Source organism: Desulfofarcimen acetoxidans DSM 771, from assembly GCF_000024205.1.
Taxonomy (GTDB): Bacteria; Bacillota; Desulfotomaculia; order Desulfotomaculales; family Desulfofarciminaceae; genus Desulfofarcimen; species Desulfofarcimen acetoxidans.
On the sequence record NC_013216.1, the window covers coordinates 3,654,965 to 3,669,822 of the forward strand.

At 39.6% G+C, this 14,858-nt stretch carries 20 protein-coding genes, 1 tRNA gene and 1 pseudogene; 7 read left to right on the plus strand and 15 right to left on the minus strand.

All coding sequences use genetic code 11. The features are described 5' to 3' along the window. From DTOX_RS25440 to DTOX_RS23200, 6 genes are all read right to left on the minus strand, one after another. Entirely contained in the window at window positions 1–105 is a 105-nt protein-coding gene (locus DTOX_RS25440; RefSeq protein ID WP_083773542.1) for a glycohydrolase toxin TNT-related protein, read from the minus strand. After that, a complete protein-coding gene (locus DTOX_RS21690) occupies window positions 102–716 on the minus strand; it encodes a TNT domain-containing protein (protein ID WP_052292966.1) in 615 nt (204 codons plus the stop codon). Before DTOX_RS21690 ends, DTOX_RS25440 begins: the two co-directional genes overlap by 4 nt. Window positions 717–883: 167 nt before the next feature. Next, window positions 884–1,417: an RHS repeat-associated core domain-containing protein gene (locus DTOX_RS16735; RefSeq protein ID WP_042316071.1), complete on the minus strand. Its 534-nt coding sequence runs from the start codon at window positions 1,415–1,417 to the stop codon at window positions 884–886. Between the two features lie 47 nt (window positions 1,418–1,464). Further along, complete coding sequence (locus DTOX_RS23515) at window positions 1,465–1,605, minus strand: hypothetical protein (RefSeq protein ID WP_162013541.1); 141 nt, start codon at window positions 1,603–1,605, stop codon at window positions 1,465–1,467. A gap of 36 nt (window positions 1,606–1,641) precedes the next feature. Beyond that, entirely contained in the window at window positions 1,642–2,856 is a 1,215-nt protein-coding gene (locus tag DTOX_RS16740) for an RHS repeat protein (RefSeq protein WP_207635998.1), read from the minus strand. A 29-nt stretch (window positions 2,857–2,885) separates the two neighbouring features. Continuing rightward, complete coding sequence (locus DTOX_RS23200) at window positions 2,886–3,035, minus strand: hypothetical protein (RefSeq protein WP_157862998.1); 150 nt, start codon at window positions 3,033–3,035, stop codon at window positions 2,886–2,888. Between the two features lie 177 nt (window positions 3,036–3,212). Here DTOX_RS23200 and DTOX_RS23205 point away from each other — a divergent pair, with 177 nt between their 5' ends. Next, complete coding sequence (locus DTOX_RS23205; RefSeq protein ID WP_015758870.1) at window positions 3,213–3,380, plus strand: hypothetical protein; 168 nt, start codon at window positions 3,213–3,215, stop codon at window positions 3,378–3,380. Window positions 3,381–3,485: 105 nt separating this feature from the next. Here the strand turns inward: DTOX_RS23205 and DTOX_RS16745 are convergent, their stop codons facing one another. Together DTOX_RS16745 and DTOX_RS16750 are read right to left on the minus strand one after the other, a co-directional pair. After that, entirely contained in the window at window positions 3,486–3,851 is a 366-nt protein-coding gene (locus tag DTOX_RS16745; protein WP_015758871.1) for a type II toxin-antitoxin system HicB family antitoxin, read from the minus strand. Between the two features lies 1 nt (window position 3,852). Beyond that, window positions 3,853–4,104 carry a type II toxin-antitoxin system HicA family toxin gene (locus DTOX_RS16750; RefSeq protein WP_015758872.1) on the minus strand — a complete coding sequence of 84 codons (252 nt, stop codon included), beginning with the start codon at window positions 4,102–4,104 and terminating at the stop codon, window positions 3,853–3,855. Window positions 4,105–4,162: 58 nt separating this feature from the next. Between DTOX_RS16750 and DTOX_RS16755 the strand changes: the two genes are divergently transcribed. Then, window positions 4,163–4,237 (plus strand) — tRNA-Ile (locus tag DTOX_RS16755). A 518-nt stretch (window positions 4,238–4,755) separates the two neighbouring features. Here the strand turns inward: DTOX_RS16755 and DTOX_RS16760 are convergent. Further along, a complete protein-coding gene (locus DTOX_RS16760) occupies window positions 4,756–6,144 on the minus strand; it encodes an IS1634 family transposase (RefSeq protein WP_157862999.1) in 1,389 nt (462 codons plus the stop codon). Window positions 6,145–6,296: 152 nt separating this feature from the next. Here DTOX_RS16760 and DTOX_RS16765 point away from each other — a divergent pair, with 152 nt between their 5' ends. Continuing rightward, a complete protein-coding gene (locus tag DTOX_RS16765; RefSeq protein WP_015758874.1) occupies window positions 6,297–7,091 on the plus strand; it encodes a DUF4277 domain-containing protein in 795 nt (264 codons plus the stop codon). A gap of 27 nt (window positions 7,092–7,118) precedes the next feature. Here DTOX_RS16765 and DTOX_RS24955 read toward each other — a convergent pair whose 3' ends face one another. Both DTOX_RS24955 and DTOX_RS24960 read right to left on the minus strand, forming a co-directional pair. Beyond that, window positions 7,119–7,622, minus strand: coding sequence for an IS630 family transposase (locus DTOX_RS24955; protein WP_278184562.1), 504 nt, complete (start codon window positions 7,620–7,622; stop codon window positions 7,119–7,121). A 19-nt stretch (window positions 7,623–7,641) separates the two neighbouring features. After that, window positions 7,642–8,169, minus strand: coding sequence for an IS630 family transposase (locus tag DTOX_RS24960; RefSeq protein WP_042315661.1), 528 nt, complete (start codon window positions 8,167–8,169; stop codon window positions 7,642–7,644). 528 nt (window positions 8,170–8,697) lie between these two features. On the opposite strand from DTOX_RS24960, the gene DTOX_RS21695 reads away from it, so the two are divergent. Continuing rightward, the gene (locus DTOX_RS21695) at window positions 8,698–10,041 is read left to right on the plus strand and encodes a stalk domain-containing protein (protein ID WP_015758876.1); all 1,344 of its coding nucleotides are present in this window, start codon (window positions 8,698–8,700) and stop codon (window positions 10,039–10,041) included. A gap of 271 nt (window positions 10,042–10,312) precedes the next feature. On the opposite strand, the pseudogene DTOX_RS22460 reads toward DTOX_RS21695, so the two are convergent. The 4 genes and pseudogenes from DTOX_RS22460 to DTOX_RS16800 form a co-directional block, all read right to left on the minus strand. After that, window positions 10,313–11,067, minus strand: a pseudogene (locus DTOX_RS22460) (transposase). Window positions 11,068–11,264: 197 nt separating this feature from the next. Continuing rightward, window positions 11,265–11,489, minus strand: coding sequence for a hypothetical protein (locus tag DTOX_RS16790; RefSeq protein ID WP_042316098.1), 225 nt, complete (start codon window positions 11,487–11,489; stop codon window positions 11,265–11,267). Continuing rightward, window positions 11,461–11,778, minus strand: coding sequence for a hypothetical protein (locus tag DTOX_RS16795; protein WP_042316101.1), 318 nt, complete (start codon window positions 11,776–11,778; stop codon window positions 11,461–11,463). The genes DTOX_RS16790 and DTOX_RS16795 overlap by 29 nt, the downstream gene beginning before the upstream one ends. 58 nt (window positions 11,779–11,836) lie before the next feature. After that, entirely contained in the window at window positions 11,837–12,931 is a 1,095-nt protein-coding gene (locus tag DTOX_RS16800; RefSeq protein WP_015758878.1) for an RHS repeat-associated core domain-containing protein, read from the minus strand. Window positions 12,932–13,210: 279 nt separating this feature from the next. Here DTOX_RS16800 and DTOX_RS16805 point away from each other — a divergent pair, with 279 nt between their 5' ends. The 3 genes from DTOX_RS16805 to DTOX_RS16815 are packed head-to-tail and all read left to right on the plus strand — an operon-like array spanning window position 13,211 to window position 14,805. Further along, the gene (locus tag DTOX_RS16805; protein WP_015758879.1) at window positions 13,211–13,573 is read left to right on the plus strand and encodes a BlaI/MecI/CopY family transcriptional regulator; all 363 of its coding nucleotides are present in this window, start codon (window positions 13,211–13,213) and stop codon (window positions 13,571–13,573) included. A gap of 3 nt (window positions 13,574–13,576) precedes the next feature. Beyond that, window positions 13,577–14,545, plus strand: a complete 969-nt coding sequence (locus DTOX_RS16810; protein ID WP_015758880.1) for a M56 family metallopeptidase — start codon at window positions 13,577–13,579, stop codon at window positions 14,543–14,545. Continuing rightward, entirely contained in the window at window positions 14,542–14,805 is a 264-nt protein-coding gene (locus DTOX_RS16815; RefSeq protein WP_015758881.1) for a hypothetical protein, read from the plus strand. Before DTOX_RS16810 ends, DTOX_RS16815 begins: the two co-directional genes overlap by 4 nt. Window positions 14,806–14,858: the final 53 nt, after the last annotated feature.

Here is a 14,858-nt window from a genome sequence, read left to right on the forward strand (position 1 = left end):
TTATGGTCCCACCCTTTTTATTATTCCCGCTTTTAACAGGTTGTTAATAGACTGACTAAATTCATATTGTATACCTCCACCAGGCTGGTCAAACCATGGTGCTATTTCACCAGCTTGTACCTTAGCTTAACAACTTCATAAACATTGTACGGCTTAGTTTCTGTTCCCGGTTCTAAAGCTCGATTTGCATATGGTGTTCCTTCAGGTGAAACAAATGTACCGCTATCATAGCCATATCTATCAATTCGCGTTCCCGGTTTCAATGTCGTTTCCACGGGTTGTCCGGCAAAACCTCTATTTACAGGCCATTTTATATTTCCTGCTTCATCAACCCATTGATTGGCCTTACTCGCGCCCTTATTTATCTTTATAACATTTTTAAAATATCTCCCAAAACTATAAATATTAGTAGGAATAGCACTCTGAGAAAATGCCCGGCCTAAATCAATTAATGCTTTTTTTCTTGAATTATATCCCCCGGTAATTTCCCCTGTCTCATAATTAAATTTTAACACATCACCATCAGGTGTTATATAATATCCTTTATGTTCAGGATCAAGTGAATGCCAAAGAAAGTTGTTAAACTCATAATCACTAAGGCATAAACTATATCCAACAGTTAGTCTCAGGCCAGATAAATCTCCATTATATCCCAGCAGGATATGTTCACTTTCGGCATGAGCACTACTTGCTATTTTAGGCATAGCTATAACCATATTTTGCAACCCTTACGGAGTTGAGGGAGTATATTCCTTATAGGCCTGTTCACCGCCACCATGTATGTTTAATACCTCTTGGCTGTGGTCTGTATAGCTAAAGCCTAACGAGTTATATCCAATAACCTCTCCATAATTATTCCATACCGCATTGGAATAATCTTCTTTCAAGCCGCTGCCATTGCTTGAAATTGATGATACATTGCTTGATTTACTACCGGAACTTTTTGATCCGCTGCTGGAGCTGTTATTAGAACTGCTAAGGTGGAGCTACTGCTTGAAGAGCTCGTCCATGGTTTGGACGCCTGTTCTTTACTGGTATGCGTATCTGTGGCTTTCTGACTGTAATCAGTATAGTCCGATCCGGAGGTAGTACCTATTACTTCACCGAAACGATTCCATACTTTGCCTCGTCCCGAAGGGTCAATCATGTTAATCGGGTCGTTCTCACAATAAGTGTACAGGTTCAGGCTTAATGGACTGTCAATCTGACCGGTATAGCTATCCTCTGACATAAACCTGCCGGTATAGCTCTCATAGTATCGTGCCCGTAGGTAGTACAACCCGGTTTCACTGTCATAGAACTCTCCGGCGTACCTGATGGTATTCGCGTATTGTTCTGTTGCCAGGGTCGGGTTGCCAAAGATGTCGTAGTCGTACTGGTTTTCAACTGTGCCGTTTTCGGCGACGGTCTGCACCACATCACCGTGCCCGTTGTACATAAAGTAGGATATTTTGTTTGCTGCATCTATCGGCAGATGTAGTTTATTCCCTGGATATACCTTGTTTTTACATTATCGGACACGTCTGTATCCAGTATAACATGCGAGCCGCTGTAAAGGTAGTTAGTTACTTCGGGCGTATAGCCGGCGTCCAGTTTCTTGACCACCTTTTGAATTCTCAGATCGTCTCCGTTATAGAAAAATTATGCCACTGCCCGCTTGCCGGATTTGGTTGTTTCGGCTTTTTTCAACCGGTTGAAGCCGTCATAGGTGTTGTCTGTGATTTCAATGGTGCTGTCTAAGGGCTGTTTTATGTTGTCACTGTATGCCCCAATATTTATTGTTTCCATTGTGCCTGTTGCTGCCGGTTTGAGGAATTCCGCCAGTGAGTGTGTCTGGTTGCCGTTTTTGTCGTAGGTGTAACCGGTTTTCTTTTGCAGCAACTCGCTACCGGCCGCGTCCCGCATGCTCTCTACGATACTTAGCAGCTTGCCGGTGTTGGAGTAGAGATACTGGCTGCTCTTTACTCTGTATTTTATATTACTTCCGTCATCGTTTGTATATCCGCTGGACTGGTCGGAGGCATAGGTTTCGCTGGCGGTCTGCCTGTTCCCCGCACCGTCATAGGTATATACGGTGGTCTTGCCCGGCGCGGTGACTGTCTTTATCTGCCCTGCCGGGCAGTAGGTGTAGGTGGTGGTGCCGCAGCTGTCGGTCCTGGTGTTTTGCAGCCCGTTGTCGTAGTAGGTGTAGCTATAGTTTGAAATTACACCGCCGCCCGGGTTTTTGTTGGTCAGGGTCAACAGTTTGTTGTTTTTGTTATAGGCGTATTCTTCTTTCGTCCCGCCGGGGTAGGTGATGGATTGCCTGTTGCCGTTTGCGTCATAGGTGTAGATTGTTGTTTTTCCGCTAAAGGTTACTGTGTACATCCTGCTGCAGCTGTCATATCTGTAACTGGTTATGAAACCTTTTTTATCTGTAACCGAGAAGATATTTCCGACGTCATCATACTCGTAATGGATCTGGGTTACCCCGCCTTTTATCACGTCTTTCAACCAGTTGTTGTTGTAGTAATTGTAAGTGGTTGTCCCAGTGGCGTCGGTCATGCTTTTCCTGTTGCCCGCGGCGTCATAGTCGTAGCAGTTGTCATACCGATAGTCGCTAACTAAATTATTCCCTGCGTGTATCTTTCTTTCCTGTGTTACATTTCCATTAGAAGTAAAATCATACTCGATTTTTAATGTGGCAGCAGCATCTTTCTTCCATGTTTTTGATCTCGGGATATGATATCTGTCGGTTGGGTAGGTATACGTAGTTGTGTGCTCACTATCCATTGGATCGCCATAGCCATCTCTGTCTGCCAACGGGTCAGTATAACTTGTCATATTCCCAAAAGCATCAAATATATAATTTTCCACATGCATCGCTCTATCCCTTATTGGTAGGCCTAGTTTATAGACCTCTCGAACTTTTTTTGTGGAAGCCTGTTGGGATCAAAGGCTACGGTTGTCACTTCCTTGTAATCATCTCCATAATCCTCCACAATAATAAGTTCACCCTTGCCATCGTAGATATACTTTACTTTTATCCCCCTCATGTCTGTTTTTTTGTATAATACTTATAAATACTTTTATTAGTGATAATTCAAAACAAAAAACAGAAATCTTTCCAATTCATAGATCAGTTATTTTTATGGTTGTAATTAATATTACTTATGCACCACTATTTTACAGATTTTAATTTTTATCTTGCAGAAGGTGGGAAGTATGAATGAGTGAATGGTATTTATTTAATGGTGCCAAACCCCGGTAAAGATTTGGAAAGAATGATTTTCTCTTTTCAAATTTTTTCGAGCACACCTAATATTCAGCAGACTTTAACTTATACCCAGCCGGGCGAGGATGATTTACAGAGGGCTGTGGAGGAGTTAAGCTGGGTATAAGAAACGATAGATTCTTAAGCACATGCGTTAAGAAACGAAGGAGCCGTAAGGCTTCTTTTTCCGTCTATAGAAAAAAAGACCGAGCCTTTGTTGCTCGATCCGTTTTTATTTAGGAGTATAGCCAACACCGCGAGATAACTGATAGTTTATATACTGGTTAAGGCTAATATTTTCCTCTTTCGCTCTTTCAGCTAATATTCGATGAAGTGTTTTGGGTATACGAATTCTTAATTGGCCAGAATGTTCATCGGTTATTGGTTCAGGTACAGGGCGGCCAAGTTCGCGGCATGTTTCAATCCAGGATTTTTTAGCATCTTCGATATTTGCAAGGGCTTCTACTGGTGTGTCGCCATCAGACATGCAGCCAGGAAGTAGCGGGATTTGAGCTAACCATCCTTCACCCTCATCTTCCGTGAGTTTTCGTAACTTTATATCATAATTGAGTTTGAGATAATATTCCATGTTTTTCAATTTACTCATCCTCTTTTCTTAATTTTTCTATTGCGGCTATGGCGATTTTAACGTAAATGGCTTTAATTGGTTTATCTTTTGGGACTGTGACTATATCATCTATTTTATCGTGAAAGTAAGTGTAATGGCTGGAGCCTTTACTTGGTTGCCGCCGTTTAAAGTTATATTTTTTAAAAATTTTATCAAGCTCATCAAATTCTACATCTTTAGGATTACGAACTATTTTAGTGTATAGCTTGCTAAATTTAGTCATTAATGTCACCGCCTTAATGCTATGGTATCATATGTGGAACCAATAATCAAGAAATTATACTGGCGTAGTTTAACGGTAAAACGAGTGACTTATAATCGCTTGATGCTGGGTTCAACTCCCGCAGCCAGTACCAGACGCTCCTGCCACGCCTCTTGGCCAGACGGTCAATGAGTACCAGGGTAGGACTCAATGTCATCAGGTTATGCTACCAATATCTAACTAACCATATTATGTATTTTTGTTTCACTGGCTTTGTGTAGAATGCGAAAGATAGTCAGAACAATAACTTTTGTAATTAAGGCAATAAAATGCCTGGGACTTGTATCCTAAGTTTTACAGTCCTTATATTCTTGATACACAACTATCCAATTTGAGATGATTTAGTCCTGTATTTCGCAAACTTAGATTAATATTCAGTAAAATATTAACTCAAGTGGCATTTACTTTGATTAAAGAAAATTATAAGTTGAATTAATCATCTAATGTATATTTAAAAAAGGACACAAATCTCTCGTTGTATTAAAATAATATCCATCTACAACCATATTGACGTATACAAAACAGATCATCCTTTTAGTACCAGAACAACCACCTTTTTAATAAAAATTGACATACTAAGAAGCTAAGACTAACAAATCAACAATACACGAACTAATTTATAGCATTTTGATCTAACCAAGTTTTATACCAGTCATCAATTGCCTGATCTAAAAGAACAAGTGTTTCTGAATTCAATTCATCAACAACTTTTATTGGATTAGGAAGACCTAATGTAGTCCAGAACCATTCAGCAAGTGAAGTATCATTGCCCAACGAGTAGGCAGTTAAATCCAACAGCTGAATTTTATTGCCTATCAGTAACATATCACCAAAAGACTCTTGAATCTTTTTTTCGGTAGTTTTAATTCCACCCTTTTCCTCAGCATACCACCGGAGAAAGGCTAAAACAAAATACGCGAGTGTCTTAGGAAACACATACGCTTCAATACGTTCGGGAAGTTGGAGAAATATTCTTTCTAAATCCAACAGGCCCTTTAAATCTTTAAAGTTTACCTCAATCTGATTACGCTCCCTGTATTTCTTAATAAGTTTATTTGCAGATACTCTGTCTGCGTCATAATTTGTCAGCAGAGCGAATATACCATCAAGTTTTTCTTCATGAGCAAGTGCCACTTCATCCCAAGTCCAGTTCATAATAACTGAATTATGCTCATTTGTTGAAAACACAACATTAACAAATGATTTTATCTGTTTATAGCCATTCAACAAGGTTCTTAAGCTATTTTCACAAGCTTCTACCGTTTTTAGGCTACGTAGATTAATTTTCTTTTGAAATCCTTGTAACGCCATATCAAGTTTTTTGCGATTGGCTTCTCGTCCGGTTTTTTCATTAACTGCTCGTTCTTCATGGCGAAATATAACGCAACGCACAGGTATTTCTACATGCCGGATCGAGCCGTTTGGACGTCTTTTTTGACCGGGATCTAATTCAGGCTTAATTTCTTCCTTCAGTACCCACGTAGTTTCATATGCAGTCAACGAAGGTGGTATCTTATCACGAATTTCTTTGGCAGAGCGGTATTCAATCAGTTGCCATGAGTTTGATTCCCAAATACTAAACACCAAGTTTTTAAAATGCTTTCCGGCTAATCCTGTTTTTAATGGGGAAATCCAGTAACATGGTCTTTTATCCCATTGATTTTGTAAAAATAAAATGTTACTGAGGGTTGGGAAAGCCCGGTCCATAATCAACTCAATAGATCCCGGCGGGGCTACCCGATCTATTGCTTTAAAAGCATTTGGTAGTGTGTGACCATCAAAGGTATTACCCGGCCACAATTCGGACTTAATAGGAATACGCGAACCGGCTGCAGCAGTCAAACTTGCAATCAGCTGGCTGAATGAATTTCTACCACGACCGGGAACAACCTTTGGAGCCTTAGTAAATTCGCCATCTAACTCTAACAACGAGGTATCAAGGAAAAAACGATCCAGAGGCACACCAAACTTTTTAGATACGTGTATGGTTAGAAGACCCACCTTCCGCAAGATAAAAATTTAAACCTGTAAAATAGTGGAGCATAAGTAATATTAATTACAACCATAAAAAAAATTGATCCATAAACTGGAAGGATCTCTGTTTTTTGTGTCGAATTATCACTAATAAGAATAAATATTAGTGAGGGATCGTCATGGACTTACAACCTATTTTAGAACAACTAGCTAAATTACCCCCCGAAATATTGATGAAGATAATGCCCGAATTAAAAGTAGAAGTTCCGAAGGCAGATCCCTCAGGTGCAGTACTTATCGGTGTCTTTTTAGCAAGAAGCCTGGGCATCGGTAAAATAATTGACAACTTTATAGGCGAAGAATATGTTACTTATGAACATCTACGTGAAGACAGAGCCAACGGTTCTAAATATCGGGTAAGTACTGGTTTGGCATGTGAAATAATGGTTGGCGACATGCTGGGCAGAAATAAAGATCTCACCCGTTTATATAAATTTGAAGAAGCTTGTAAAAACTGGCAGGTCGAAACAATACTCGGTATACCGTCCGAAAAATTTAATGATGACAAAATGGGTAGAGCCCTTGACGCTATAAACTCAAATGCAAAATATATGGCTAATGTATTGCAGGATATTGTTTTATCAGCATCCAAGAAATTTGGAGTTCCACTTAACACTTTTTACAATGACACATCCTCCATTCCAGTCTCTGGTGTTATGGAGGATAACGATAAAGTTCAATACGGGTATGGTGGTCTAACGGGTTTAAAACAATTAATCCTTAATCTTACGATAGCCTCTGGTGCATCTTTGCCGGTAACATCATCAATTGATTCCGGTAATGTTCAAGGCGGTACGACTTTTGAGCGTTCATTCGAGAAGGTTAAAGAGATTACCGATGACCAAGAATTTGAGATGATTATTGATCGTGGTATCCTAACCCAAGATAATATGCATTTGATGCTTACTATATAGAACAGAAATAATAAATATCGTTATAAATTAAACGCAAAGTCTCTTTTTCACATCTTCCGAACAGCATTTGATTTCCTCTAAAAACGAGTCAACAGATTTTTGAATTTCTGAAGCATTTTTATGAAAGCGATTATAAATAGCTGTATTTTTTAACCATTTCCATAACTCTTCTATGCAATTCAGATTGGGTGAGTAGGGTTGAATAAATTTCAAAAACAGATGATCCTTATGCTCGTCTAAAAAGTCTTTAAGTAATTTTGCATGATGAACTCTTGCATTATCAAGAACAATGTAAATTTTAGAAATGTCATCTTTTAAAAAATGTGATACCAATTTTTTAAGAAAATCTTTGAATTTTTCTGCATCGATTTTGTCATAATTTACACAAAAAACTTTACCCGTATAGTAGTTTAAAGCACCGTATAATGTAACTTTTGCATGGTGTCCATAGGTCTTAATCTTTTTTTGCTCACCTTTTGGGAACCATGCTCGTTGTAAACCTTGATAATCCCTAATGTGAGATGCATCCACATATAGGAGTATTTCACATTCAGTGAGATTTTTTTAACTCTTCCAGCTCATCTTGAAAAGCTTTTTGTTTTTCCGGATCAGCTTTGGCTAATACATAAGTGGGACGATTATAACGAAAATCCATCTTAAGAAGCATGCGCCAAACACCATCTGATGTATATTTAACGCCGTATGTATCATAAATGTAAGCAGCGAGGGTTTTACAATTCCAAGTAGTATGGGTACTAAAACCAACCTCTGATGGTGATTGTTTCAGTACCTCTTTGACCTCTTCTTTTTGTTCATTGGTTAGCCTTGGCGGTCTTCCCGGCTTTTTTGATACATGAAGCAGTTTTTTAACTCCACCTTCATTAAAGTAAGCAACGTATTTTCTTATGGTTTGTTCACTTATATCAAGATATTCGGCAATCTGCTTTGCTTGTCTCCCTTTCATGACAAGAATAACAGCTTGAACTCTGCATCTTAGTTTATATGGTGTTTCTCTTTTTATCTTATTCAAATCCTCAATGGTTAAATTTTGTGGATTGTTTAAATGCAATTTCCTCATGGTAATAATACCCCTCCCCACACTTGATTCTATTTTACAGGATAGGAGTAAAAATTACCATTACTTTATTAATCACTTCTATTTAGAAGGAGGACACTTATTCGAATTTAACGGTTTGAACAAGCTGTTTTAATATCCGTTACAATAAAAGATAATGTTATAACCTAAGCCTAGTTACATAATTTACCATACCGCATTATACAAAGATCTGCGGGTTGTGGCTAACTCATGTAGTCCCAAATAAATTTTAGGGTTTATAAGCCCAGTAATATCAAGTATTGGCAGGTTATCTAGTATGGATTGGGACTACATTTTTTAAGAATATCCCTTGAGACCCTGATATTCATGGCGTTAGAAATAAATTACGCCAAACTCGGGTTATAATTTATTTTAATTAACAAAGTAACCACTGTAAATACTGATGAAATATAGTGATATTTTTTTAATAAAATTGCTTATTTTATTACTAGGGTTAATAGCCAAATTTTTATTAATAAATAAAAGAAAAGAAAGGTGAAAAAACCAAGGATGAAAAAAGTAATTATTTTCGCGATAGCCTTTATCCTAGCTATTATTGTAGTATTTCCAGCCCTATCTGACCCGATGTACCACTACTTCCAAGATGATATCAAAATTATATCCGTCGTCTTCAAAATCAATACCCCTTTTTATACAGTTAACAATCCCCCAGGTGCCCCAATGGATGTATCACCGTTTTTGCATAACGACAGGATTTATGTACCTGTAAGGTTCCTTAGCAACGCCTTCGGTATAACTACTGGCAACATTACCTGGGACGACTCGACTCAAACAGTAACCATAAAAGATTCTGATACCATACTGCAAATGACAATAGGGCAAGATCAAGTCACTATTAACGGAAAGATTATGCAAATTAATGTAAGCCCTTTATTAATTCAGAATAGAGTTTTTCTCCCTGCTAGGTATATTGCCGAAGGTTTGGGCTATCAAGTTGCATGGGACAACAAGAACCAAGCAGTCATTTGTTGGCCGCAAGGACAGCAACGAACCGACGTTAGTGGTGCTATTAATTGGTTAAATGGGCAATCCCATCAGCCGATGAACCCTTCAACGCAGCTATTAACGGCTAGTGACAGCACTTGGGTAGATATTACTGGTAATGTAAATTTTAGTGGACTTGAGGACATAGCGGTGGACAGCTCCGGCAATGTTTATGTGGCAGATACAGGTAAAAGGAAAATTAAAAAACTGGTTAACGGCACTTGGACGGATATCATCTGCAATTTTGATTCTGACATTCCTGTTAAAGTGGCTATTGACAGTTCCGGGAATTTGTACGTGGTAGGTGTTAGGACAATCGAAAAATTTGTGAATGGCACATGGATAGACATCACTGGCAATGGAGATTTTAAAATGCCTCATGGTTTGGCTGTGGACAGTTCCGGAAATGTGTATGTTGCAGATACATGGCATAGCAAAATCAAAAAACTGGCGAACGGCGGCAATGCCTGGGTGGACATCACCATCAATTTTGACGGGGAACCTTATGGAGTAGCTGTGGACGGTTCTGGAAATGTGTATGTTGCTGATCTAAATAATAACAAAATCAAAAAGCTAGTGAATGGCACCTGGACGGATATTACTGGCAACGCATGGCTAATATATCCTGATAGTTTGGCGGTGGATAATTCCGGCAATGTGTATGTTATAACCAATAGATTTATTGGTGGCGTATTGTATCCTAGGATCGGAAAGCTAATGAATGGTATTTTGACTGACATTACCGGTAACGAAGGTTCTGAACGGCCTAGTGGCATAGCAATTGACAGTTACGGTAATATTTATGTATCAAATGCAGGTAGTAAAACGATTAAAAAGCTACTCAGATAGATGCTGCCTATACATTTATAGAGTGTCAAGCAATGTTGTGCTTGGTAATTAGCTAAAGATGAGGGCTACACGAACTAGACTGTTTCAAAAATAATCTTTTTTTGATTTACATTAATAATTTCAACTATCTCATTGGTATTAATAGGTAAAACTACAGTATTTGGTGGTTGTTTCTATCGAAAGATCATCAAACAATTTAATTAAACAGCATAATGAAGCATACACAATACTATTCTTCCATATAATTCCTAACGAATAGACGCACTTATCCCTATACAACTATCGCAGGATTTTTTTAGCTAAAGAAAGTATTGCTTTGATATTATGTAAGGCCATATGGAGTTGCAACTTGAATCTATTTTTTTCAAGTCCATTATATTTACCCTTTCTGGCTCCATTTTTAGTAACACAATAAATTATTCTCTCAATCCGACTACGGAAACGATACTCCTCTTTAAACTCTGCTGTTTGTTGTTATTTACGTGCCTTTTGCAATGATGCTTCATGCGGATGTATTCTTACTGTCCTGCCATCTTTGCTTTTGGTGCATTGATTTCTTAGATCGCAATTTTGATACTGTTTTTGGGGAAATTTACAGCATACTTCCTTTTCTCCCAGTTCCCTATCTATTTCAAGTCGAAATCCGGCGGGGCATTCTATAAATTTGTTATCCAGATCAATGATGAATTTGTCTTTATTAAAACATCCATTTACATTGGTTGACGGAGGTACTTAGTGGTTTTTTTATTGTTAAGGTAATCATCACGATTGAGTTTTTGTCTTATATCTTCAATAAAGCCCTCAACGTCAGCCTGGCGTAATACCCGGGCTGTGGCTTTACGGATCACGGTAAAGGTACTTTGACGGGCGTCCCCTATTACTGGAATATAGATGGGCAAAGTCATCGTCTGGCAGGTTTTCTTCTGCCCATTAACGTACTTTATGCCAAAATGAATTTTGGGGTATTCGTTTATACCATTCATCTGTATCAGAAAAGTTAATTTGGTTTGTTAGTTTACCCATCATGGCTAAATACCCCCGCATACGGTTATTTATTTTAATTATACCATATTTACTCGTATTTTTGGGGATTTTCTTTGGATCTTATTAATTGGGTTAGAGCCTGCTTTGCAATATCTATACATTATGTTAGAGAAATTGATTTTTAAAACAGTCTCCTGATATGGAATGAACTTGTCAAGAATCCCAATAAATTCTATAAACTATTCACTATCCCTAATATGTGGCCATTCCTCAGATAATAACGGCAATAAAATGCGTTCAATTCGCCACGCTTTTCCCTGCACAATTTCCCATAAAACAGCCACCTTATCCTGACCCTTCAAAGCAAACTTGTCGATCTTTGCTGCCAGTTCACTTAAGATTACGTCAACAGAAGCACCGATAATATAACCGTCCTCATGCTCCCCAATAACCTCTATTCCCATATTTTCTCGGCTCATCAAGCGGAAGCCCCAAAGGATCAATTTTCAAAAAAATTGACACGGCCTCAGGTATTTCAGGTAGTCCCTCCTGCTGTCTCATAGCCGTTGTTTCCTGCCATTCATCTCGAAGAGATGCAACTGATCTTCTTAAAAAATTGGCATGCCCAGCACAATTCTTCTTGTTTTGAGCTGTTACAGGCTTATTTTCAAATTTTCTCTTTGGTGGCTTTTTACGCGGAACATCTTTAACCAAGATTAAATTAATATGTGAAAAGGGATTCACTTCTGCCAATTATTCGCCACCCCTGTTCTCCAAAATAGCTTCCGTTAAATCCTCCTGAGTCACTATGTCATTGCCTTCCAGAACCACCTGCTGGAAGGTCGATAAACAAAAAGTCACCAAGCAGATCTCCTTCAAGAGGTTTTTCATCAATATCATAATTAAAATCCCTAAAAAGTTGCTCATATTCAAGCATTATATGGCCATTTTTAACTGTATAGTCGTCAATATAATAATGAACAACATGATTATTATATATTGCTGTAGCTATTCCAGCTTCACTATCCCAATATATCGAACCTCCAACAGTTTCAATCCATTGTCTTAATCCTATTAAACTAAGCTTTGATTCTAAATATTGTCCATAATCCGTAAATAACCATTTCCAATTGTCATCATTAGCAGCAATCAAAATTCGATTACGCTTGGATGAAGACAATTCTCTAAAGCTAGTTGTATACCCAACAGTCGCAACCATATTTTGCAACCCTTGCGGAGTTGAGGGAGTATATTCCTTATAAGCCTGTTCACCGCCACCATGTATGTTTAATGCCTCTTGGCCGTGGTCTGTATAGCTAAAGCCTAACGAGTTATATCCAATAACCTCTCCATAATTATTCCATACTTTGCCTCGTCCCGAAGGGTTAATCATGTTAATCGGGTCATTCTCACAATAAGTGTACAGGTTCAAGCTTAATGGACTGTCAATCTGACCGGTATAGCTCTCATAGTATCGTGCCCGCAGGTAGTAAAACCCTGTTTCACTGTCATAGAACTCTCCGGCGTATCTGATGGTATTCGCGTATTGTTCTGTTGCCAGGGTCGGGTTGCCAAAGATGTCGTAGTCGTACTGGTTTTCAACCGTGCCGTTTTCGGCAACGGTCTGCACCACATCACCGTGCCCGTTGTACATAAAGTAGGATATTTTGTTTGCTGCATCTATCCGGCAGATGTAGTTTATTCCATGGATATACCTTACTTTTACATTACCGGTCGTGTCTGTCTCCAGTATAACATGCGAGCCGCTGTAAAGGTAGTTGGTTACTTCGGGCGTATAGCCGGCGTCCAGTTTCTTGACCACTTTTTGAATTCTCAGATCGTCTCCGTTATAGGCAAATTCCGCCACTACTCGCTTGCCGGATTTGATTGTTTCAGCTTTTTTCAACCGGTTGAAGCCGTCATAGATATTGTCTGTGATTTCAATGGTGCTGTCTAAGGGCTGTTTTATGTTGTCGCTGTATGCCCCACAATATTTATTGTTTCCATTGTGCCTTTATTACGTAAAAATTAACGTAATAAAGGGAAAGCCGAGCAGACAGTTAGCCGCTGCCCAATACCATCAAATTAGAAATAAAGGTCAAAAACTCCCTCTTGACAATCGGGTCTACGTAGCATAAACTTCTATTAAGGTCTACAAATAGTAGCACAAAGGGGGTTTAACCTTATGGTTGATTATAGGTTAGCAGAAGCAGAATCAAAATTCGTTGACTTGATTTGGGAGAATGGGCCAATTAACTCGACAGAGCTTGTCCGTCTGTCGGAGGAAGTGATGAAATGGAAAAAGTCCACGACATACACCATTTTGAAACGGCTGTGCGACAGAGGAATTCTCAAAAACGAAGGTGCGGTTGTGTCTGCGGCGATTAGCCGCGATGAATTTTTTGCGGGTCAGAGCCGCCGCTTTGTTGAGGACAGTTTCGGCGGTTCACTGCCACGTTTTCTCACTTCATTCATCGGTGGGAAAAAACTGTCCGACAAACAGGCAGAAGAACTCGTGCGTTTAATTAACGATCATAAGGAGGGCTGATTTATGGAGAAAATTTTCCTTTCTGTCCTCAATATGAGCCTGACAGGGACATTTGTTATTGTGGCTATCACGCTTGCACGACTACCGCTTAAAAAAGCGCCGAAGATAATTTCTTACGCACTGTGGGCGGTGGCAGGGTTTCGGCTTGTGTTCCCGTTTTCAATCCAGAGCGTGTTCAGTCTGCTTCCGTTCAAAGCTGCGCCTATCCCGCAGGACATTGGAATGCAAGCCATTCCGCGCATTAACAGCGGGATAAAGATTGTTGACAACGCCGTCAGCGCGATATTGCCCGCCGCTGCGCCCGCCTCCAGTGTAAATCCGTTGCAAATCTGGCTCACCATCGGCTCTTATATCTGGCTTTTCGGCATTGCCATCATGCTCATCTACAGCTTTGTATCAATCGTTTTATTAAAACACAAACTTCGTGGCACAGAGTTTATTGAAGGCAATATCTATGAAGCCGATAATCTTAGAACACCGTTTGTCATTGGGCTTTTCAGATCAAAGATTTATATTCCGGCGGGGCTTTCGGATAAGGAACGCCGCTATATCGTTCTGCACGAGCAAACACACATCCGGCGGCATGACCACGCCGTCAAAATGCTGGCCTATTTTGTGCTGTGTCTGCATTGGTTTAATCCGCTGGTATGGATTGCGTTTATTTTGATGGGCGCAGATATGGAGATGTCCTGCGATGAGCGTGTGATGAAGGAACTCGGCGAAGACATCAAAAATGCCTATTCGCTGTCGCTCGTCCGCGTGGCGGCTGGACATAAAATCCTAAACGGAAGTCCGCTCGCATTCGGTGAGGGAGGTATGAAAGAGAGGGTCAAAAACGTGTTGAATTTCAAAAAACATTCGCGCGTGATTGTCATTGCGGCGCAAGGAAGCAAAACCAGCTTACCTCTTACTTGTCTGATTTGTTCAACAAAGCCTACGCGCCGCATTACGACGGTCTACGCTACGAAATGACCAACTATGAGGAAACCACTGACTCTCTCGGCAACTATAGCTCGACATTCCTTTGGACAATGCATCACAAGGGCAATGGGCTTGATGTTCCTGACGATTTAGGCAAAGAGCAGGAAGGTAATTTCTTATTAAAGGCAACCGCAAAAATCAAAGCTACTGGTCTGCTTGACTTGGATACTATAGAGATACTCGCGGATAACAGCGCGACCGGGCCGTCGAATTATGAGATTCCGATTGAAGACTTCTTTCCCGAAAATTAAGATCTTCAAAACGCTTAAGAACCGGCAGAAGTAGAGGATGAGGGAATACATAA